The following is a 20,522-nucleotide window of genomic DNA, read 5'->3' on the forward strand; positions in this document are numbered from 1 at the left end:
GCCGGTATGTACGACATGAATCGAGTGGAGAACGCCGTGGGACAGGACGAAATCAAGATCTCGGCCAGGAAGGTGCAGGTCTATTACGGCGACACGCACGCCATCAAGGATGTCGATGTGGACATCCTGGACAAGACCGTGACCGCCTTCATCGGCCCCTCGGGCTGCGGGAAATCGACCTTCCTGCGCTGTTTGAACCGCATGAACGACACGATTGCCGCCGCGCGGGTCGAAGGCAAGATCGCCCTTGACGGTGAGGACATCTATGACCGTCGCGTCGATCCGGTGCAGCTGCGCGCCAAGGTCGGCATGGTGTTCCAGAAGCCGAACCCGTTCCCGAAGTCGATCTATGACAACGTGGCCTACGGTCCGCGCATTCACGGCCTTGCCCGCAACAAGGCCGAACTGGACGAGATCGTCGAACGCAGCCTGCGCGGCGCGGCATTGTGGAACGAGGCCAAGGACCGCCTGCAGGAACCGGGAACCGGCCTGTCGGGCGGCCAGCAGCAGCGCCTGTGCATCGCGCGCGCCGTCGCGACCTCGCCCGAAGTGCTGCTGATGGACGAGCCGTGTTCCGCGCTGGACCCGATCGCCACCGGCCAGGTCGAAGAACTGATCGAACAGCTGCGCCAGCAATTCTCGGTCGTGATCGTGACCCATTCGATGCAGCAGGCCGCGCGCGTCAGCCAGAAGACGGCGTTCTTCCATCTCGGCAATCTGGTGGAATACGGCGAAACCGACGACATCTTCACCAAGCCGAAGGACTCGCGCACGGAATCCTATATTTCCGGTCGAATCGGCTGACGAGCAGGAGGCAGGCACATGAACCGGGACAAACACATATCCTCGGCTTTCGACCGCGATCTGGAAACGATCCAGGCGCAGGTCGTGAAAATGGGCGGCATGGTCGAGGCCGCGATCACCGACGCCGCGACCGCGCTGGAGACGCGCGACGAGGAGCTGGCCGAACAGGTCCGCCGCCGCGACAAGGCCATCGATGCGATGGAGACGCAGATCAACGAAGACGCCGCGCGGCTGATCGCCCTGCGCGCGCCGACGGCAACGGATCTGCGGATGGTCCTTGCGGTCATCAAGATCAGTGCGTCGCTGGAACGGGTGGGCGACTATGCCAAGAACATGGCCAAGCGCACGGCCGTCCTGTCGCAGCTGCCCTATATCGACGGATCGGGACTGGCGCTGCGCCGGATGAACCTGGCGGTCAACAAGATGCTGCAGGACGCGCTGGACAGCTACATCCGCCGCGATGCGGATCTGGCAGGGGACGTCCGGATGCGCGATCTGGAGGTTGACCAGATGTATAATGCGCTGTTCCGCGAATTCCTGACCCACATGATGGAAGATCCGCGCAACATCACCGCCTGCATGCATCTGCATTTCCTGGCCAAGAATACCGAACGGATGGGCGATCACGCGACCTCGATCGCCGAGCAGGTCATCTATCTTGTGACCGGCGACCTGCCCGACGAGGCGCGGCCCAAGGCCAACAGCGTTCCATCGGATGCGCCGGTCGTCGGCGAGGGTTAAGGACCGATGTCGCGTCAAACACCCTGCGTTCTGGTGGTCGAGGACGAAGGCGCACAGCGCGAGGTGCTGCAATACAACCTTGAATCCGAAGGGTTCGATGTTGTCGTGGCCGACAATGGCGAGGATGCGTTGCTTCTGGTGCAGGAAGAGCAGCCGGACCTGATGGTGCTGGACTGGATGTTGCCCAAGGTTTCCGGGATCGAGGTCTGCCGGCAGGTCAAGGCCGATCCCGCGACCCGCGGCATCCCGATTATCATGCTGTCCGCGCGCAGCGAGGAAACCGACCGGGTGCGCGGGTTGGAAACCGGCGCCGACGATTATGTCGTCAAGCCCTACTCGGTGGTCGAGCTGATGGCGCGGCTGCGCACCCAACTGCGCCGCACCCGCCCGGCCAGCATGGGCGAACGGCTCAGTTTCGGCGATATCATTCTGGACGCGTCGGAACATCGCGTGTTCCGCGCCGGGCAGCCGCTGCATCTGGGCCCGACCGAGTTCCGGCTGCTGTCCACGCTGATGGAAAAACCGGGTCGTGTCTGGACACGCGAACAGTTGCTGGACCGGGTCTGGGGCCGCGACATCTACGTCGATACCCGCACCATCGATGTGCATGTGGGGCGGCTGCGCAAGGCGCTGATGCAGAACGGCGGCGACAACCCGGTGCGCACGGTGCGTGGCACCGGCTACGCGCTGGGGTAACGCTCAGCCGGTTTCGTGCTGGCGAATGAAGTCCTGAACCTCTTCCAGCTTCGGGATCGCGTCGCCGGCGCCGGCCCGCGTCACCTTCAGCGCGGCGGCGGCAGAGGCCAGATGCAACGCCTCGGCGATGTCGCAGCCGCGGTCCAGTGAGGCAGCGAAATACCCCGCGAAGGTGTCGCCCGCGGCCGTTGTGTCCACCGGCGTCACACGGAAGGCCGGCTGAAATTCCGTGCTGCCGCCCCGCAGGTCGCGATATTCGGCGCCGTCGCCGCCGCGCGTGATCAGCACGCCCTCCACCGGCAGCGGTCCCGGCATTTCGGCGAACAGGCGTTCCGCCTCGCCTGCATTCATCGCCAGGATCGAGACATGCGGCAGGACATCGCGAACCGCCTCGATGTCGAACGGCGCGGCCGAATAGATGACACGCGCGCCGGCATTGCGGGCGGCGCGCGCCGCCTCGACCTGGCAATTGGTTTCATTCTGCAACAGCAGCGTGTCGCCCGCCGCGATCAGGGCCATCGCCTCGCGCAGGGGGGCAGGGGCGATCGCCCGATTCGCGCCCGGATGGATCACGATTGAATTCTCGCCCGCGCCATCCAGCAGGATGATCGCATGCCCCGTCGCGTCGCGCGGCAGCCGCTGGATCGCTGCGGTGCAGATCCCGGCCTCGGCCAGACGATCGATCACCCAGCCATCTGCCGCACCCATTGCGCCAAGATGATGCGTCACAGCGCCCGCGCCTGCGGCAGCCAGCGACTGATTTGCACCCTTGCCGCCCAAGCCCACCGCATAGCCCGACGCGGCCGATGTCTCGCCCGGCTGCGGCAGGTGATCCAGACGATAGACATGGTCGATATTGATAGAACCCAGGTTCCAGATTGACATGCGTTTTCCCTTTTGGATCTGCACCAGAAGATCGCCGTCATCTTCGCTTGTCCAGTGCCGCGCGGCAAATCACCGTCGCGACGCCGGCTTCGTCCTTGTCCAGCGGCCCTCGACCTGCGCGCCTAGCGTCCCCGTCGACGCCCAAACGAAAGACGCGCCCCGATCCGGGGCGCGTCCTGTCTGCGATCGCTGATCGACCGAAGCGGGTATTACCGCTCCAGCTTCTTGCCCTTGTGAGGCGCCCAGATGCGCTTGTTGGTCAGATACAGCAGTGCGGTCAGCACGATCAGGAACAGCACCGACACGAGGCCGACCATCTTGCGGTCCATCATCTTCGGCTCGGCGGTCCACATCAGGAAGGCCGACACGTCACGGGCCATCTGGTCGACCGTCGCCGGGGTGCCATCCTCGTAGGTCACGAGATCCTCGGACAGAGGAGGGGGCATCGAGATCGCGCCCGACGGAAACGCGGTGTTGCCGTAGAAGATGCTGCCCGCCTGCTCGATCTCTTCGCCGGTGTAGCCGACCAGAAGGGCGTGGATATATTCCGGTCCGCCGATCCCGTTGAACAACTGGCTGAGGCCGGTCCCGTAGGGTCCGTGGAATCCGGCGCGGGCCTTGGCCATCAGGGACAGATCCGGCCCCATGCCCATCCCGCTGACGGCCGGGAAATGGTCGGTCGGCAGGCGGGTCCGGTCTTCGCCGGTCTCTTCGTCGGTGATCTCGGCCAGACCGGCGGCATAGGCGCGGACCTGATCCTCGGGCAGAGCGGGGCCGCCTTCGTCGGCAAGGCTGCGGATCGACACGAACTTCATGCCGTGGCAGGCCGAGCAAACCTCGGTATAGACCTGCAGTCCGCGCTGCAGCTGGAACTGGTCGTATTTGCCGAACGGCCCTTCGAAGCTGAACGAGATGTCCTCGATATGGCCGGCGCCATGTCCACCGCCGTCGGCATGCTCCTCGGCTTCGGCCTCGGCTGCATGTTCCTCGTCCTCGGCGGCAGAATCCTCGGCGACGGTTGGCTCCTCGGCCGATTCCGCCTCGACGGCGGTCTCGGCGTCAGCGCCTGCGGGCTGTTCCTGCTGCGCTTCGGTTTCCTCGACCGCGGTTTCGTCCGTGGCAGGGGCGGGCTCGTCCTGAAGCTCTTCCTCGGCCTCGGGCTGATCGGCCGATTCGTCAGCCGGCAGCGTCTCTGAGGCTTCTTCCTCGGCAACAGTTTCATCCGGCGCTGCGTCGGCCGCCTGATCTTCTTCGGCCGCATCTTCTGCTGCGGGAGCCCCTGCCTCTGCTTCGTCCGCAGCAGGTTCTTGCGCGGCAGGATCGTCGGCAGCGGGGGTGTCCGCTGCCGGTTCTTCTTCAGCCGCCGGTTCCTGCGCGGCCGCGTCTTCCGACGCCGGATCTTCGGCTTCTGCGTCTTCGGGTGCCGCGTCCTCGGGCGCTGCCTCCTGGGTTGCCGCGTCGTCCGTTGCCGGGGCCTCAGTCTGGCCCGACGGCGCGGTCTGCGCGGTATCGGGCTGCTGCTCGGGGCTTGCGGTGGTCGCGCCGTCCTGCGCCATCGCGAAGCCGGCCACAGAGATCGTCAGGGCCGCAACGGCCGTGAGCGTCTTGGTTCTCAGGGTCATCTATGGCTCTCCTTACTCGGCCGGATGCGCTTTGGCGCCGTAGTGATCGTTGAAGTCTTCCTCGATCGTCGCGGGCATCGGTTCGGGTTTCTCGATCACCCCCAGCAGCGGCAGGATCACGAGGAAATAGGCGAACCAGTAGGCCGCGCCAGCCAGTGCGATATAGGGATAGATCCCCTCGGCCGGCATCGCGCCCGCCCACATCAGCACCACGAAATCGACGCAAAGCAGCCAGAACCACCACTTGAACTGCGGGCGATAGCGGCCCGAGCGCACGCGGCTGGTGTCAAGCCACGGCACCAGAGCCATCACCAGGATGGCACCGAACATCGCGATCACGCCGAAGAACTTGGCGTCGATGATGCCGAACGACAGGAAGCTGACCAGCTGCACCAGCCACACCTCGCTGTCGAAGGCGCGCAGGATCGCGTAGAACGGCAGGAAATACCATTCCGGCACGATATGGGCGGGCGTCGCCAGCGGGTTTGCCTCGATATAGTTGTCGGGGTGGCCCAGATAGTTGGGCATGAAGCCCACGATCGCGAAGAACACGATCAGCACCACACCAAGCGCGAAAAGGTCCTTCATCACGAAATACGGCCAGAACGGCAGCGTATCCTTTTCCGCCTCTTCCTTGCTGGTCCGACGGACTTCGACGCCGGTCGGGTTGTTGTTGCCGGTGGTGTGGAAGGCCCAGATATGGACCACGACCAGCGCGGCAATGATGAACGGCAGCAGGTAGTGCAGAGAGAAGAAGCGGTTCAGCGTGGCGTTGTCCACGGCCGGTCCGCCCAGAAGCCAGGTCTGGATCGACGGCCCGATGCCGGGGATCGCGCCGAACAGACCGGTGATCACCGTGGCGCCCCAGAACGACATCTGGCCCCAGGGAAGCACATAGCCCATGAAGGCGGTGCCCATCATGCACAGATAGATCAGCATGCCGATGATCCAGGTCACCTCGCGCGGGGCCTTGTAGCTGCCGTAGTACAGGCCGCGGAAGATGTGCAGGTACACGGCGACGAAGAACAGCGATGCACCGTTTGCGTGCAGGTAACGCAGCATGTAGCCGCCGTTCACGTTGCGGGTGATATGTTCGACGCTGGCGAACGCCAGATCGACATGCGGCGTATAGTGCATCGCCAGGACGATGCCCGTGACGATCTGCAAGGCAAGGCAGAACGCCAGAACGATGCCCCAGATCCACATCCAGTTCAGGTTCTTGGGCGTGGGGATCATCAGTGTGTCATACAGGATGCCAGCCACCGGAAGACGGCGGTGCAGCCAGCGTTCGAAGCCCGATTTGGGCTCGTAATGGTCGTGCGGAATACCGGCCATGTGGAACCCTCCTCAGCCCAGCTTGATGGTCGTGTCGTCGAGGAACTCGGCGACGGGAATATGCAGGTTCTGCGGGGCGGGTCCGCGCCGGATACGCCCGGCCGTGTCATAGTGCGACCCGTGGCAGGGGCAGAACCAGCCGCCGAAATCGCCCGCGCCGTCACCGATGGGAACGCAGCCCAGATGGGTGCAGACACCGATCTGCACCAGCCACTCGCCCGCTTCGTCCAGCGAACGGTTTTCGTCGGTGGCCGGTTCGCCGGGCTTGTTGGCGTTCTCGGCGTTCTGGTCGATCAGCTCACCAAGATCGACGGCCCGCGCGGCCTCGATTTCCTCGGGGGTCCGGCGGCGGATGAACACGGGCTTGCCCAACCATTTGACGGTCAGCTGGGTGCCGGTATCGACGCCGCTGACATCAACCTGGATCGAGGACAATGCCTGGACGTCGGCCGATGGGTTCATCTGGTTCACAAGCGTCCAGGCGGCGGCTCCGGCAGCCACCGTGCCTGCGCCCGCCGTGGCATAGTAGAGGAAATCCCTCCGGGTGCCTACGTGGTCATCTGCGTGGGACACGGGTCATTCTCCAATTCGGGCCGGAAGCCCGGCCGATACGACAATCCGGGCCGCGTATCATCGCAGCCTTCGCGACGGCGGTTCTAGCTGTCAATTCTTCGTCAGTCCAGCCGGTAACCCCGTCCATGCGCGCGCATATCGCCGCATCTGTTGGAATTTTGTCGCGGCGATGGCCCGCTGGCAGCTTTGCGGCCTGATGGTGTCACGCGCGTCGCAGCCCGTGGATGCGACGATTCCCGTGCAAGGACGTTCTTCGCGCCAGACCCGTTGCCGATCCGACCCGGATCGCGACCGTGGCTTGGCTTTCGCTGGACGCAAGCCCGCGATCACGCTAATGTTTATCGCAATAGCGGGGCACAAGACCCCGAAAGCGAGGCAGTCATGGCAATTCCCGAGCGGTTCTCGAACCTGCCGGAATACGCGTTTCCGCGCCTGCGGGCGCTGTTGTCGGGTATCGAACCGGACCTGCGGGCCGGCGATGCTCCGATGGTCATGACCATCGGAGAGCCGCGCCATGAGATGCCGGAATTCGTCGGCCGGGTCATGGAAGCACATATCGGCCAGTTCGCGAAATATCCCAGCAACGAGGGCACACCCGCCCTGCTTGACGCCATCGGGAACTGGCTGCAGCGTCGCTATGGAATCACCATGTCTGCCGACCGGATCATGGCGCTGAACGGCACCCGAGAGGGCCTGTTCAACGCCGCGCTGGCGCTGTGCCCCGAAACGAAGAACGGCCAGCGTCCGGCGATCCTTGTTCCGAACCCGTTCTATCAGGTCTATGCGGTCGCCGCGGCGGCGGTCGGGGCCGACCCCATCTTTGTCCCGGCGACGCCAGCAACCGGCAACCTGCCAGACTATGCCGCGCTGCCCGCCGATCTGCTGGACCGGGTGGCCATCGCCTATCTGTGTTCGCCGGCCAATCCGCAAGGTGCGGTGGCGTCGCGCGATGATCTGAAGACATTGCTGCGGCTGGCCGAGGCGCATGATTTCCTGATCTTCGCCGACGAATGCTATTCCGAGATCTATCGCGACACGCCGCCGCCCGGCGCGCTGGCGGTCGCGACCGAGATGGGCTTGGCCGACCGTGTGGTGATGTTCAATTCATTGTCAAAGCGGTCGAACCTGCCGGGGCTGCGGTCGGGCTTTGCCGCTGGCAGCGCCGCGAATATCGCCCTGATGCGGCGGTTGCGCAGCTATGCGGGCGCGCCCTTGTCGCTGCCGGCCCAGGCGGTCAGCGAGGCGGCCTGGCAGGACGAGGCGCATGTCGCGGCCAGCCGCGCGCTGTATCAGCAGAAATACCGCATCGCGGACCGCGTTCTTGGCAATGTGCCGGGCTATCGTCCGGTCGAAGCCGGGTTCTTTCTGTGGCTGCCGGTCGCGGATGGCGAGGAAGCCGCGGTGAAATTATGGCGTCGTGCAGGCATACAGGTGCTGCCGGGCGCATATCTGTCGCGCGAGGTGGGCGGTGAAAATCCCGGTCGCGGATTTGTCCGGGTGGCGCTGGTCGCAAGCCCGGATGAGACCGACACAGCCCTGACGCGGTTGCGAGAGGTGTTGTATGATGACGATCAGGATTGAGTGCGGGGAAGGATAACGGCATGGCAAGCTGGCAGGCGAAACACCGCGATCCATTGTTCGACCAGAACACGCAGGCGGCGCTGGAACGGCGCGGCAAGGAGCTGGCAGGTGCCGGGCTGATCGTGCTGGGTGTGTTGATCGCGATGATGCTGGGCAGCTGGTCGGCCGAGGACCCCAGCTTCCTGTCGGCGACGGATGCCCCTGCGCAGAATCTTCTGGGCAGTTTCGGGGCCTATGTCGCCTCGCCGCTGATGATGATCGCGGGATACGGGTCGTGGGTGCTGGTTCTTGCGGCGTTCGTCTGGGGGTTGCGGCTGATGCTGCACCGCTCGGAAGAACGCATCATGCGCGGGATCTTCACGCCGATCGCGGTGGCGCTGGCGTCCGTGTATTGCAGCACCCTGACGCCGACGCCGGACTGGCAGCAGAATTATGGCCTTGGCGGACATTTCGGCGACATGGTGATGGGCGCAATGTTGAACGTCATCCCGATGAAGGCGCAGATCGGAATTCGTCTTGCCGCGCTGATCGTCGCGGCGGGGGCGCTGGCTGCCGTGGTGTTCGTGCTTGGCTTCGACAGAACCGAAATCCGGGCCATCTGGCGGCGCTTCCTGATCGGGCTTGTCACCGCCTATGACGTTGCGATGCGGCTGGCAGGGCGCGGCGCGGTCGCGTCGGCGGGAATGGCGCAGCGGGTGCGTGCGCGGCGGGCTCAGCCGGTGGCTGCGGCGGATGCGTCGCCTCGGGCGGGGTCCGGACCGTCGCCCCGCATAGGTGTGCGAGCGCGCCGCGCGGCACAGGCGCAGCCAGAGGATTTCGAGCTGCAGGAAGAAATGCCGGAACCCGAACTGATCGAGCGGGATGCCGATTACGATGGTGACGGACCGTCCGCCGAGGAGGTCAGCGGCAGGATCAGCGACGCGATCCGCAACCGGACCGGAAAACCTTCGGTGCTGGCCGCGGTGGCCGCGCGTCTTGCACGCGAAGGTGCGCGCGATCTGCCCCGCGCCGAACCGCCGGTGACCGCCGCCACGCCGCCCCAGGACGAGGAATTCGCGATCGAGCCCGCCGAACCCGTGCCGTTCGGTGCGGATCATCAGCGCGTGGTGGTGCCGCCTGCCCGCAAGCCGATCTCGGGCAGCTCGAAACAGGCCCGGGCCGAGGCCGAGCCGCAATTGCGATTCGACGAGACAGAGACCGCGTATGAGCGGCCGCCCCTGGCGCTGCTGACCGCGCCCACGACCAGCGACCGGACGCAGATCTCGGAAGAGGCGCTGATGGAAAACGCCCGCATGCTGGAGGCGGTGCTGGACGATTACGGCGTCAAGGGCCAGATCACCGAGGTTCGCCCCGGCCCGGTCGTCACGCTTTACGAACTGGAACCCGCGCCGGGCCTGAAGGCCAGCAGGGTCATCGGTCTGGCGGATGATATCGCGCGGTCGATGTCGGCGCTGTCGGCGCGCGTCTCGACCGTTCCGGGGCGCAGTGTGATCGGGATCGAACTGCCCAATGCGCGGCGCGAAAAGGTGCTGCTGCGCGAGATCTTTGCCAGCCGCGCCTTTGGCGACGGCACCCAGCCGCTGCCCCTTGCGCTGGGCAAGGATATCGGCGGCGATCCGATCGTGGCCAATCTGGCCAAGATGCCGCATCTGCTGATCGCGGGGACCACGGGTTCGGGGAAATCGGTCGCGATCAACACCATGATCCTGTCGCTGCTTTACAAGCTGACACCGGATGAATGCCGGCTGATCATGATCGACCCCAAGATGCTGGAACTGTCGGTCTATGACGGTATCCCGCATCTGCTGTCACCGGTCGTCACCGACCCCAAGAAGGCCGTCGTGGCGCTGAAATGGGTCGTCGGCGAGATGGAGGACCGTTACCGCAAGATGTCCAAGATGGGCGTGCGGAACATCGAGGGCTATAACGGCCGCGTCCGCGAGGCGCTGTCCAAGAACGAGATGTTCAAGCGCACCGTCCAGACCGGCTTTGACGAGGATACCGGCGAGCCGATCTTCGAGACCGAGGAGTTCCAGCCCGAGACCTTCCCCTATATCGTCGTGATCGTTGACGAGATGGCCGACCTGATGATGGTCGCGGGCAAGGAAATCGAGGCCTGCATCCAGCGCCTTGCGCAGATGGCGCGGGCATCGGGCATCCACCTGATCATGGCCACGCAGCGCCCGTCGGTCGACGTGATCACCGGCACGATCAAGGCCAACTTCCCGACCCGGATCAGCTTCCAGGTGACCTCGAAGATCGACAGCCGCACGATTCTGGGCGAACAGGGGGCCGAACAACTGCTGGGTCAGGGCGACATGCTGTATATGGGCAACGGCGCGCGGATCACCCGCGTCCATGGTCCCTTCGTCAGCGATGAAGAGGTCGAAGAGGTCGTGACGCAACTGAAATCCTTTGGCCCGCCCAGCTATCAGTCGGGCGTCGTCGAGGGGCCGGACGAAGAGAAGGCCGACAATATCGATGCCGTTCTGGGGCTTGGCAGCGGCGACGGCGGCGACGACCAGCTTTACGATCAGGCGGTGATGATCGTCGCCAAGGACCGCAAATGTTCGACCAGCTATATCCAGCGCAAGCTGGCCATCGGCTATAACAAGGCCGCGCGACTGGTCGAGCAAATGGAGGATCAGGGTGTCGTCTCGTCCGCGAACCATGTCGGCAAGCGCGAAGTTCTTGTGCCAGAGGTCTGAGATTTGCGCGGATGGCAGTGGTCGGCCGGTTGCCGGGCCACCGCCGGTGGCACATGACATCACTTGTCGGCCTGTGGCATCACCGGCGGCGACACAAGGCGGGCGGAAGGCAAGATGACGAAAATCGCCGTTGCGGGGCTGGGATATGTCGGTCTGTCCAACGCCGTTCTACTGGCTCAGTCGCATGATGTGAGGGCGCTTGATGTCGATGCCGGGCGCGTGGCGTCGGTCAATGCCGGCAAGTCGCCGATCGAGGATGTCGAGATTACCGAGCATCTGTCGGCAGGCGGCCTGCAACTGACCGCAACCACCAATCCCGAGCAGGCGTTCGACGGCGCGGAATTCGTCATCGTCGCCACGCCCACGAACTACGACCCGGCGACCAACCGCTTTGATACCTCGACGGTCGTTTCGGTGATCGAACGGGCCCGGCAACTGGCGCCCGATGCTACCATCATCGTCAAATCCACGGTGCCGGTCGGTTTTGTGGTGCGGATGCGCGCGGAAACGGGATACGAGGGGATCATCTTTTCGCCCGAGTTCCTGCGCGAGGGGCGGGCGCTTTACGACAACCTGTATCCGTCCCGGATCGTCGTCGGGGATCACGGTCCGGCCGCGCGGCGCTTTGCCAAGCTGATGGTCGAGGGCGCGATCCGCAAGGACATGCCGGTACTGTTCACCGGCCCGGTCGAGGCCGAGGCGGTCAAGCTGTTCTCGAACACCTTTCTTGCCCTGCGCGTCGCCTATTTCAACGAGTTGGACACCTATGCGGTCCGAAATGGCCTGAACACGCGCGAGATCATCGAGGGCGTCGGCCTGGACCCGCGAATCGGCAATCACTACAACAATCCAAGCTTCGGATATGGCGGGTATTGCCTGCCCAAGGACACCAAGCAGCTTCTGGCGAACTATGAGGATGTGCCGCAAAACCTGATTTCCGCGATCGTGCAATCAAATACCACGCGCAAGGATTTCATCGCCGATCAGATCCTGGCGCGGAAACCGCGGGTGGTGGGCGTCTATCGGCTGGTGATGAAGGCGGGATCGGACAATTTCCGCGACAGCTCGATCCAGGGCGTGATGAAGCGGATCAAGGCCAAGGGGATCGAGTTGATCGTCTATGAGCCGGTGCTGAAAGAGGATCGGTTCTTCAACAGCAGGGTGGTCCGCGATCTGGATGCGTTCAAGGCCGAGGCCGACCTGATCCTGGCCAATCGCCGCACCGATCTGCTGTCGGATGTCGCCGACAAGGTCTATACCCGCGACCTTTTCGGCGTGGACTGATTGCCGCGTCGGCGCGGATATGATCGTCGCGCTTCGGGGGCCTGCGCCGCGTCAGGCCGTGACCGGGACCAGATGGTGATCCCATGCGCGGCCGCCCCGCTTGGCCAGCGGCGTGATCCGGTCGTCCGCGCGGGTCAGCCCGCCCAGCCCGTCCGAGATGAAAAAGCCCCGCCCCGCTGGCGCAAGGCCGCAGACATCCTCGCGCAGGATGGTGCGCAGATGTCCGCCGGTATCGTCGAAGATCTGGACCCGTCCGCCGCGAGGTGAACTGATCGCGACCTGCCGTCGCGTGGCATCGAACGCGACCGAGCCGACATAGCCGGCCATCGCCATCGCCTCGTGGATCGGCATGCGGTCCAGCACCGCGGGACCGCCACGCCTGTGCAGGCCCATCAGGGGCACGCCCTCGGCCGGATCGCCCTGCCATTGCATGCCGAACGCGACCAGCCCGTCGCGACCCAGCGCGATATGACGGATCGAGTTCAGCCGCAGCGATTCGTCCAGTTCCACCTTGTCCAGCAGATCCCCATCGGCGCTGACATAGGCAAGGTTCGGCCGCATCTCTGCCACGCCCAGCTTGACGCCGGGACTGTCGGGGTGATTGCGATACCCGCCATTCGCGGCGACCAGGACATCGCCCGGCATGCGCCGGATCTCGTGCGGGCCGGTGCCGTGGGTCGGGATCTCGCCCACGCGCCGCCAGCCTTGGCTGCGCGACCACAGCCCGATCCGGCCCTGCCCGGCCTGATAATCGTTCTCGGACGTGCACAGGATGTCGCCGTCCGCGATGAACGTGCCATGGCCATAGAAATGCCGGCCCTGCGGGGCGTGCAGGCGGGCCATGACCTTGCCCGTCGCGCAGTTCAGAACCAGCGCGAAGGTGCCGGGGCTGCGCGCGAAGGCGACGGCTTCGGGGGCGGTCGGATGCGCCGCGGCGGCGTGGCCGCGCGCCGGCAGCGGGATGCGGAACGTGTCCGCGCCCTGTGCGGTCAGACCGAACAGCGCGTAGGTTCCGTCCGCCTCGCGGGCCGCGCCAAGGATCGCAGGGCTGCCGGCATCGGCCCATGACAGGCGCGGGGCGACGGCGCCCGCCATCAGCGCGGTCAGAAAGCTTCGCCGCCGCATCAGTCGCCATCCCGTGAATTGAAGCCCGCCGTCAGGCCCAGCCCGCCGCCGATCTCGCCCCGGACCGCATCGCCGATCGCGCGGATCTGCTGTTGCAGGATCTCGATCTTCAGGCGGGATTGCGGATCCGCGACGCCTGCAAGACGTGCATCGTCCAGCGCCATCGCCGTCTGCTGCGCGGTCTCGAACGCCGTCTCGGTCACCGGGATCGGGGTGTCGGACATGTGGATCGCCAGGTCGCGCAGCGCCGCTAGCGACAGGCGGATATTGCGCAACGGGCGGTCCGACCGCCATGCCTCGGCCGATTTCGGGCGCGGTTTGTCGAACGTGCCCATGGGGCGGCCGATCCGCTGGTCCGCATCGAATTCGATCGCCGACAGCAACGCGGTGTACAACGCCTGTTCCGGTTCCTTCGCCGACAGATAACGGCTGTTGTCCGCCGTGCCGGCGGTCAGCATCAGCTGCGCATGTTCGGCCCAGTCGGTCCTGATGTCCGCCGCGATGGCCGCCAGATCGACGGCGATGGCGCGGGCATATCGGCATTCATAATCGTCAAGCCCGTAGTCCGCATTGTCGCCGTGGATCACGCGCTCCAGCGCCATCAGACCGCGCCCGGCAATCGACACCTCGGCAAAAGCCTGCGGACCGTCCACCACCGGATCGGCGTCCGCCACCAGGCCCCTGACCGTGCGCGCCACGAGGCCGCGCGGATCGGGCCAGAATTCGATCGTCAGGGCGCGCCCGTCCTGCTCCAACGGGCCAAAGCCCAGATGCGACAGGCCCATCCAGCCGTCAAAGGCGTCCTGATAGGCTGGTCGCAAAGACATGGCGCGGCAATCCGCGGTGGCGGCGTCGGCCAAGGCGTCGGCCGTTTCGGCAAAATGCCGGGCTGCGGGCAGGACATGATCGTTCACCGCCCCCGTCACGTCCGTCAGGGCGGGCCGCGGCAGAAGGGCAAGGACGAAGACGGAAAGAAGGGCAGCGCGCATCTAAAGGCTTTCCACGAATCGGATCAGCGCCGCGCGTTCGTCGGGCGGCATCTTGGCGACATGGTCGCGCGCCGTCCGGCCCTCGCCGCCATGCCACAGAATGGCTTCGAGGACGGATCGCGCGCGACCGTCATGCAGGAACATGCTGTGCCCGTTGACCTGCCGGGTCAACCCGATGCCCCACAGGGGCGCGGTGCGCCATTCGCGCCCGTCCGCCAACCCCTCGGGGCGGTCATCGGCCAATCCCTTGCCCATGTCGTGCAGCAGCATGTCGCTGTAGGGCCAGATCAGCTGGAAACTGTGTTCGGGCCGGTCCTGCATCCGGGCGGTGACGAATTTCGGGCGATGACAGTCGGCGCATCCGGCCTTGTAGAAGCCCTGCTTGCCGCGCAGAACCTGCGGATCCGCCGGGTCGCGGCGGGCGGGTACGGCAAGATTCTGGCTGTAGAAGGTGACCAGATCCAGCCCTTCGGCGTCGATCTCGGTGACGCGGGCATCACCATCGCCGTGCGGGGCCTTGATGCAGGGGTGCTGCGCCGGGGTGCAGTCGCCCGACGGCGCGGGATGCAGCGGCGTCGAGATGCCGATATCCCCGGAAAAGGCGCTGGCCGATTGTTCCTCGATCGTCGGCATACCGGCCTTCCAGCCAAAGCGGCCCAGCATCGGTTTGTCGTAGCGCGCCGACCATGCGATCTGCGCCCGTCCCGAGATCCCGTCGCCATCGGCATCGTCCGGGTCAGCGCCCGCGACGATATCGGCGGCGGGCACCGATTCCAGCAGCCCCAGCCCGATCATCTGCGGTGCCACGCGCGGGCTGATCATCAGGTCGTCGCGCAACGGCCCATAGGCGGCATCCTCGATCCTGTAGGTCGGCCGGCGCAGATGCGCGATCTCGCCACCCGACAATTCCACCGCTTCCTCGGCATAGGTGACGACCATGCGCCCTTCGGCCGGCACGCCCGCGACCGACAGATCCTGCAACTGCCCGCCATAGACCGGATCGGGGCGCGTCGGGCGATAGGGATTGCCGGTGCCCGCCAGATAATCCTCGATTCGGGTTCGTTCGGCGTTGTCGTCGGCCGGAACGGACAGGCGCAGGAACATTGATCCACCGGGCTGGCCCGCCGCGTCCGGCGGATGGCCGCGCCCGTCTTTCAGGTGACAGTTCTGGCATCCGCGCGCGTTATACAGCGGCCCCAGCCCGTCCGAGGCCAGCGTGGACGACGGGGATGAGACCCACAGCTTGCGAAACAGCCCGTTGCCGATCTTGAACTGCAGCTCGTCCTGAAACGAAATATTGGCTGATGACAGCGAGAACGCGTCGGCATCGTCGCGGGCGCGCACCGTGGCCGCGCCGCCCGGATTGGCCTCGAACGGCTCGGCCTTGGTGAAGTCGTCGGTCGGGGCGACGACCTCAGCGATCCGCCCGGTTTCGGCGGGTGTCCGCGGCGTGATGTTCAGATGCAGATCTGAAAGCGTCTGGGCCGGCGTCTGGGCCAGCCCCGCGCTCGTCAGCGCGACCATCGCCAGCGGCATCAGCCGCCACATCGTCGGCATCCTACTGGAAAACGGCATCCGGGTTGTCCAAGCTGTCGGACCCTTCGAATCCGATATCCTGCAGACCCAGAACGTTCACCGCGCGTTCGATGTCGCGGGTCTGGGAAACCAGCGAATCGACCGCGGCAAGGATCAGTGCCTCGCCATCCTGATTTCCGCGCGCCAGAAGCTGATCGTAGGACGTGCCGGCTTCGGCCACGGTTTTCAGACGAGCCAGCTTGGCGACGCTGTCGTTCAGGCCCGCGCGCAGCGAGGCGTCGATCTGGGGGTCGGCGGCGGCGACCAGCGATGACAGGCTTTCGCCGGTCACGACGCTGCCGTCCACGCGGGTATATTCGCCCAGATAGACATTCCGGATGCCGATTCCGTCATAGTAATGGCTGTCATGGGTGTTGTCCGAGAAGCAGTCGTGTTCCTCTTCGGGGTCGTTCAGCATGACGCCCAGCTTCATCCGCTCGCCCGCCAGTTCGCCATAGGACAGGCTGCCCATCCCGGTCAGCATCGCGCTGATCGCGGCATCGGGATCGGCGGTCAGGGCAGTCGCGGCCTCGCCACCCTCGGCCCATTGAGCGGTCATCCATTCCAGATCGCTGACCAGCAGATCGGCGGCGGCCTTCAGATAGGCGGCGCGGCGGTCGCAATTGCCGCCGGTGCAGTCCTCGCCCTGCGCATAGTCGGTCCAGGGGCGTTCGCCGGCGCCGTGATCTGTGCCGTGCAGATCCTGACCCCATAGCAGGAATTCGATGGCGTGGTATCCGGTCGCGACATTCGCCTCGATCGCGTCGGCCTCGTGCAGCGTGTCCGACAGCAACTCCGGGGTGATCTTGGCGGCGTCCAACTGATTGCCGGACAGGGTGAAGCTTTTCTGGCTGACGACGTTCAACGCGGCGTATTCGTTTTCGTCGGACGCGCCGCCATATGACGGATCGACATAGTCGATCAGCCCCTCGTCCAGCGGCCATGCGTTCACCTTGCCTTCCCAGTCATCGACGATCGCATTGCCGAAACGCAGCGCCTCGGTCTGCATGTAGGGAACGCGCGCGGCCTTCCATGCGGCGCGCGCGGCCGTCAGGTTCTGGGCCGACGGGTCCGCGATCAGCGCGTCGATGGCGGATTGCAGCTCGCGGGCGGTGGTCAGGCTGTCGTCATAGCTTGCGTGGGCGATCGCGACGTAATTGGCGACCACTTCCGGCTTTCCGGCAAGGGCGGGCGCGGCGATCGCACAGGCCAGAGCGGATATGGCGAGGGTGGTTTTCATGACGGTCCTCCTGTCAGGTGCGGCAAGCGCGTGTTGCGCCACTTGTGGGCCGGTTCGGGGGCGCAAGTCAATTCCTGACAGCTTTTCTAGGGCAATTCGGTGCAGCTCACAAGCAAAGGGCGAGCCTTCGCAGGAAGGCTCGCCCGGACTTGTGCGTGTGGGGGAAATCAGTCGCGGAACCGGCGCGCGGCGGGCAGGTACTGCATCAGCAGCCAATAGCTGACGCCCGCCGGGACCAGGCTTGCATACCAGCTGATCCCCGAGAAGATCAGCGCCGCAATGACGCCGATCACCGTGGCGATGACGGCAGCCGGGTTGAAGCCCCGATAGGGACCGGTCTCGTCATAAAGATGACCCAGGTTCAGCGTCTGCTTTCGGATGATATAGTAGTCGACCACCAGGATCGCGAAGATCGGGCCAAGGAAGGCGCTGTAGGTCTGGATGAACAGGCTGAGGCCCGCTGCGGATTCGTCGCGGACCAGCATCCACGGGAAGGTGCAGAAGGCCAGCAGGCCGACCACCACCGCCGAGGTCCGGAAGTTCAGCTTGAAGATGTCCATCAGCGCATAGGCGGGCGGGACGACGTTGTTCAGGATGTTCGTCGTGACCTGAGCGAAGGCGATGAACAGCAGCGTCACGACCAGCAGCAGCTTGTTGTCCACGGCGCTGGAGAAGACCTTGATCGGATCGACCTGGCCGGTGGCGCCCGAGACCATCAGGCCGATCAGACCCATGAACAGCGTCGCGGGCAGGATCGAATTCGCATAGATCACAACCTGTCGGACGGGTCCGACCTCGTGGCGCAGTTCCCGGCTGTAGTCGGACACGTTCAGCATCATCGTCGAATAGATACCCAGGAACAGCATCGTCGCACCCCAGAACGGTGCTCCCCAGGTGCCGTCCACATTGACCAGGTTTTCGCTGATCTCGGTGCCGTATTTGCTGATGACGCTGAAGAACATGTAGACCAGCGACCCGATGATGAAGACCGAGCCGATGTTTTCCAGCCATTTGATGCCGTGAAAGCCCAGCACCGACAGACCGATCTGCAGGAACTGGAAGCCGATGAAGAAGACCCAGATGTTCGAGTAGCCGAACATCGTCTCGCTGACCAGGTTCAGCGCGCCCGCGCCGATCCAGCTTTGAAAGCCGAACCAGACGATCGCCGGGACCGACCGGACCAGTGCCGGAAGCCGCGTACCGGAAAAGCCAAAGGCCGACCGCGCCTGCACCATGAAGGGAATGCCGTATTTGTGACCGGCGCGGCCGTTGATCATCAGCGCGACGCCGATGACGGTACAGCCGATCGCGATGGCCACGAAGGTCTGCAACAGGTTCAGCGTGCCGACCAGGCCCGAACCGATCGTGAATGTGCCGATCGACACGCAGCCGCCCAGCCAGGCGAACAGGTAGGACCAGGGGTCCATGATGCGGGTCTGCTGCGGGGCCAGCGATTCCTCGCCCACGCCCTTTTCATGATCTTCGACCGGCACGGCGCCGGCGGTGAAATCGGTCTGGGTCATATCAGACTCCCTGTCTTGGGTGATGTGGATTATTTCTTGTTGGGCACCGCGTAGGCGCCGATCTTGCTGGTCTTCAGCCCGGCGCCCACCAGCGCCTCGGCAAATTTCGTGGCGACGGTCACGCCGTCGATGACCGGAATGCCGGTTTCCTGGGACAGCCATTCGGTCAGGTCGGACATCCCGGCGCAGCCAAGCACGACGGCTTCGCAGTTATCCTCGTCGATGGCGCGCAGGATCTCGTCGCGGACAAGCTGGCGTGCATTCGATCCGGGTTCCTCCAGCGCAAGGACGGGGATCGCGGCCGAGCGGACCTTGCGGCACTGATGGTCCAGCCCGTATTTGCGGACCAGTTCCTCGATGATCGGGACCGACCGGGGCAGGGTCGTGATGACCGAGAACGATGTCGCGATCATGCTGGCCGCCTTGCAGGCTGCCTCGCAGATCCCCAGGACGGGGCCGGTGGCGATTTCGCGGCATGCGCCGATGGACGGATCGTCAAAGCACGCGACGACGATGGCGTCGGCATGGGCGGCCTCGGCCTCCTGAACTTCGCGCAGAAGATGGGCCGCCGACATCACCTCGTCGAAATGGCCCTCGATGCTGGCGGGGGCGCCATGGGCTGTGCGGCCTTCGACCTGCACATGATCGCCGGCGGCGGCGCGGGCCGAGTCGATGATCTTGTCGGTCATCGACTGGGTCGAGTTGGGGTTGATGACAACCAGTTTCATGCGTTTCCCTCCGTGAGTCGCATTATTGATAGCACAGATTGTTAACAATCCAATATTATTTTTCTGCCAATGCGCTGTGCGCGAGGCTGTTGCGTGCGCCCGTTCGGCGTGCAATCTGAGTCCAATGGACAAGCCGCTTGAGACAATCATCGTTGACAGCATCCTGGACGCGATCGCCGATCAGCGGCTGCGCGCCGGGACCAAGCTGGGTGAACAGGCGTTGTCAGACCTGTTTGCCTGCAACCGTGCCCAGGTGCGCCGGGCGCTGGCGACGCTGACCGCCTATCAGGTGGTCGATCACCTGCCCAATCGCGGCGCCTATGTCGCGACGCCGACGCCGCAGGACGCGCGCAACATCTTCCAGGCCCGCCGTGCCATCGAGACGGTCACCTGCCGCAATGCGGTGCGCGAGGCCACGGATGACGACATCACCGCCCTGCGCGCCCATCTGGCCGAGGAAGACGCCGCGAAGGGCCGCGACAACCGCCCGGCCGCTGTCAGGCTGTCGCGCGGGTTCCACGTGCTGCTGGGGCGGATCGGACGAAACCCGGTTCTGGCCCGCTATCTGGAAGAGTTGACGATGCGCAGTTCGTTGATCATCGGGCTTTATGCGTCGGGGCAGGCGACGCTGTGCGCCGAAGACGAACACGCGCAGATCGTCGAGGCGATTGAACGGCGTGACGAGGCCGAGGCGCAGCGCCTGCTGGACCAGCATCTGCGCCATATCGAGTCGGGTATTGCCTTCGATGACAATCCGCCGGCGACGGGGGCACTGTCGGCCGTGCTTGGCGACTGGCGCGGCTGATCCGTCGACTCGCCCATTGCGGGTGAAGGAAACCGCCGATCTGGCAGTAAACCCGGTTCTTGAGTCGTCTCGAAATAATCTTTTCCGATCCCACAAGTTAATCGCGGACTTCGCCCCTGCATCTGAAGGGAAGTGCTTCAGTCACTTGTGCCAAATACCCAGCTTCGCGTCAGATTTTCTTAGGATTTGTGAAAACAACACCCGAAAATTACAGCGGATTTCTGTCGTCTTGCCAACCTTGCGTGTTGGCGTGTTCATGCAAAACCCATGTAGTCAAGGGGTTTACCTCGCCGGTAGCTTGCGCGGTA

17 protein-coding genes are annotated in these 20,522 nt (G+C 64.8%); 7 read left to right on the forward strand and 10 right to left on the reverse strand.

Annotation, left to right across the window (positions count from 1 at the left end):
- Positions 1–6 precede the first annotated feature (6 nt).
- From pstB to phoB, 3 genes are read left to right on the forward strand one after another with little or no spacing between them, the layout of a single operon-like run.
- The gene (pstB, locus tag MU516_RS00940) at positions 7–804 is read left to right on the forward strand and encodes a phosphate ABC transporter ATP-binding protein PstB (protein WP_209054784.1); all 798 of its coding nucleotides are present in this window, start codon (positions 7–9) and stop codon (positions 802–804) included.
- 18 nt (positions 805–822) lie between these two features.
- Entirely contained in the window at positions 823–1,545 is a 723-nt protein-coding gene (gene phoU / locus MU516_RS00945; RefSeq protein ID WP_260275338.1) for a phosphate signaling complex protein PhoU, read from the forward strand.
- Positions 1,546–1,551: 6 nt separating this feature from the next.
- Entirely contained in the window at positions 1,552–2,241 is a 690-nt protein-coding gene (gene phoB, locus MU516_RS00950) for a phosphate regulon transcriptional regulator PhoB (protein ID WP_260275339.1), read from the forward strand.
- Positions 2,242–2,244: 3 nt separating this feature from the next.
- On the opposite strand, the gene MU516_RS00955 is transcribed toward phoB, so the two are convergent.
- The 4 genes from MU516_RS00955 to petA form a co-directional block, all read right to left on the reverse strand.
- On the reverse strand, positions 2,245–3,126 hold the full coding sequence (locus MU516_RS00955) for a ribokinase (RefSeq protein WP_260275340.1): 882 nt from the start codon (positions 3,124–3,126) through the stop codon (positions 2,245–2,247).
- 209 nt (positions 3,127–3,335) lie between these two features.
- Complete coding sequence (locus MU516_RS19365) at positions 3,336–4,748, reverse strand: cytochrome c1 (RefSeq protein ID WP_311319086.1); 1,413 nt, start codon at positions 4,746–4,748, stop codon at positions 3,336–3,338.
- 12 nt (positions 4,749–4,760) lie between these two features.
- Positions 4,761–6,083, reverse strand: coding sequence for a cytochrome b (gene petB, locus MU516_RS00965; RefSeq protein WP_260275341.1), 1,323 nt, complete (start codon positions 6,081–6,083; stop codon positions 4,761–4,763).
- 12 nt (positions 6,084–6,095) lie between these two features.
- Positions 6,096–6,656: a ubiquinol-cytochrome c reductase iron-sulfur subunit gene (gene petA, locus MU516_RS00970; protein WP_260275342.1), complete on the reverse strand. Its 561-nt coding sequence runs from the start codon at positions 6,654–6,656 to the stop codon at positions 6,096–6,098.
- Positions 6,657–7,037: 381 nt separating this feature from the next.
- Here petA and MU516_RS00975 point away from each other — a divergent pair, with 381 nt between their 5' ends.
- The 3 genes from MU516_RS00975 to MU516_RS00985 all read left to right on the forward strand — a co-directional run bounded on the left by MU516_RS00975 (position 7,038) and on the right by MU516_RS00985 (position 12,229).
- Positions 7,038–8,237, forward strand: a complete 1,200-nt coding sequence (locus MU516_RS00975; protein WP_260275343.1) for an aminotransferase class I/II-fold pyridoxal phosphate-dependent enzyme — start codon at positions 7,038–7,040, stop codon at positions 8,235–8,237.
- A gap of 20 nt (positions 8,238–8,257) precedes the next feature.
- Positions 8,258–10,945: a DNA translocase FtsK gene (locus MU516_RS00980; protein WP_260275344.1), complete on the forward strand. Its 2,688-nt coding sequence runs from the start codon at positions 8,258–8,260 to the stop codon at positions 10,943–10,945.
- 114 nt (positions 10,946–11,059) lie between these two features.
- The gene (locus MU516_RS00985; RefSeq protein ID WP_260275345.1) at positions 11,060–12,229 is read left to right on the forward strand and encodes a nucleotide sugar dehydrogenase; all 1,170 of its coding nucleotides are present in this window, start codon (positions 11,060–11,062) and stop codon (positions 12,227–12,229) included.
- A 51-nt stretch (positions 12,230–12,280) separates the two neighbouring features.
- Here MU516_RS00985 and MU516_RS00990 read toward each other — a convergent pair whose 3' ends face one another.
- The 6 genes from MU516_RS00990 to MU516_RS01015 all read right to left on the reverse strand — a co-directional run bounded on the left by MU516_RS00990 (position 12,281) and on the right by MU516_RS01015 (position 19,409).
- Positions 12,281–13,357 carry a DUF1513 domain-containing protein gene (locus tag MU516_RS00990; protein ID WP_425606797.1) on the reverse strand — a complete coding sequence of 359 codons (1,077 nt, stop codon included), beginning with the start codon at positions 13,355–13,357 and terminating at the stop codon, positions 12,281–12,283.
- Positions 13,354–14,343 carry an imelysin family protein gene (locus tag MU516_RS00995; protein ID WP_260275347.1) on the reverse strand — a complete coding sequence of 330 codons (990 nt, stop codon included), beginning with the start codon at positions 14,341–14,343 and terminating at the stop codon, positions 13,354–13,356. The genes MU516_RS00990 and MU516_RS00995 overlap by 4 nt, the downstream gene beginning before the upstream one ends.
- Complete coding sequence (locus MU516_RS01000; RefSeq protein ID WP_425606798.1) at positions 14,344–15,900, reverse strand: di-heme oxidoreductase family protein; 1,557 nt, start codon at positions 15,898–15,900, stop codon at positions 14,344–14,346.
- 1 nt (position 15,901) lies between these two features.
- Complete coding sequence (locus MU516_RS01005) at positions 15,902–17,158, reverse strand: imelysin family protein (RefSeq protein ID WP_260275348.1); 1,257 nt, start codon at positions 17,156–17,158, stop codon at positions 15,902–15,904.
- A 167-nt stretch (positions 17,159–17,325) separates the two neighbouring features.
- Positions 17,326–18,681 carry an NCS1 family transporter gene (locus tag MU516_RS01010; RefSeq protein ID WP_260275349.1) on the reverse strand — a complete coding sequence of 452 codons (1,356 nt, stop codon included), beginning with the start codon at positions 18,679–18,681 and terminating at the stop codon, positions 17,326–17,328.
- Between the two features lie 29 nt (positions 18,682–18,710).
- Entirely contained in the window at positions 18,711–19,409 is a 699-nt protein-coding gene (locus MU516_RS01015) for an aspartate/glutamate racemase family protein (protein ID WP_260275350.1), read from the reverse strand.
- 124 nt (positions 19,410–19,533) lie between these two features.
- Between MU516_RS01015 and MU516_RS01020 the strand changes: the two genes are divergently transcribed.
- On the forward strand, positions 19,534–20,214 hold the full coding sequence (locus tag MU516_RS01020; RefSeq protein WP_260275351.1) for a GntR family transcriptional regulator: 681 nt from the start codon (positions 19,534–19,536) through the stop codon (positions 20,212–20,214).
- Positions 20,215–20,522: the final 308 nt, after the last annotated feature.

The sequence above is a fragment of the Paracoccus maritimus genome (assembly GCF_025195095.1).
Classification (GTDB): domain Bacteria; phylum Pseudomonadota; class Alphaproteobacteria; order Rhodobacterales; family Rhodobacteraceae; genus Paracoccus; species Paracoccus maritimus.

What these genes read in the sequence shown, in the direction of transcription:
- pstB (WP_209054784.1), top strand. Translation starts at nt 7, where the DNA reads ATGTACGACATGAATCGAGTGGAGAACGCCGTGGGACAGGACGAAATC.
- phoU (WP_260275338.1), top strand. Translation starts at nt 823, where the DNA reads ATGAACCGGGACAAACACATATCCTCGGCTTTCGACCGCGATCTGGAA.
- phoB (WP_260275339.1), top strand. Translation starts at nt 1,552, where the DNA reads ATGTCGCGTCAAACACCCTGCGTTCTGGTGGTCGAGGACGAAGGCGCA.
- MU516_RS00955 (WP_260275340.1), bottom strand. Translation starts at nt 3,126, where the DNA reads ATGTCAATCTGGAACCTGGGTTCTATCAATATCGACCATGTCTATCGT.
- MU516_RS19365 (WP_311319086.1), bottom strand. Translation starts at nt 4,748, where the DNA reads ATGACCCTGAGAACCAAGACGCTCACGGCCGTTGCGGCCCTGACGATC.
- petB (WP_260275341.1), bottom strand. Translation starts at nt 6,083, where the DNA reads ATGGCCGGTATTCCGCACGACCATTACGAGCCCAAATCGGGCTTCGAA.
- MU516_RS00975 (WP_260275343.1), top strand. Translation starts at nt 7,038, where the DNA reads ATGGCAATTCCCGAGCGGTTCTCGAACCTGCCGGAATACGCGTTTCCG.
- MU516_RS00980 (WP_260275344.1), top strand. Translation starts at nt 8,258, where the DNA reads ATGGCAAGCTGGCAGGCGAAACACCGCGATCCATTGTTCGACCAGAAC.
- MU516_RS00985 (WP_260275345.1), top strand. Translation starts at nt 11,060, where the DNA reads ATGACGAAAATCGCCGTTGCGGGGCTGGGATATGTCGGTCTGTCCAAC.
- MU516_RS00995 (WP_260275347.1), bottom strand. Translation starts at nt 14,343, where the DNA reads ATGCGCGCTGCCCTTCTTTCCGTCTTCGTCCTTGCCCTTCTGCCGCGG.
- MU516_RS01000 (WP_425606798.1), bottom strand. Translation starts at nt 15,900, where the DNA reads ATGCCGACGATGTGGCGGCTGATGCCGCTGGCGATGGTCGCGCTGACG.
- MU516_RS01005 (WP_260275348.1), bottom strand. Translation starts at nt 17,158, where the DNA reads ATGAAAACCACCCTCGCCATATCCGCTCTGGCCTGTGCGATCGCCGCG.
- MU516_RS01010 (WP_260275349.1), bottom strand. Translation starts at nt 18,681, where the DNA reads ATGACCCAGACCGATTTCACCGCCGGCGCCGTGCCGGTCGAAGATCAT.
- MU516_RS01015 (WP_260275350.1), bottom strand. Translation starts at nt 19,409, where the DNA reads ATGAAACTGGTTGTCATCAACCCCAACTCGACCCAGTCGATGACCGAC.
- MU516_RS01020 (WP_260275351.1), top strand. Translation starts at nt 19,534, where the DNA reads ATGGACAAGCCGCTTGAGACAATCATCGTTGACAGCATCCTGGACGCG.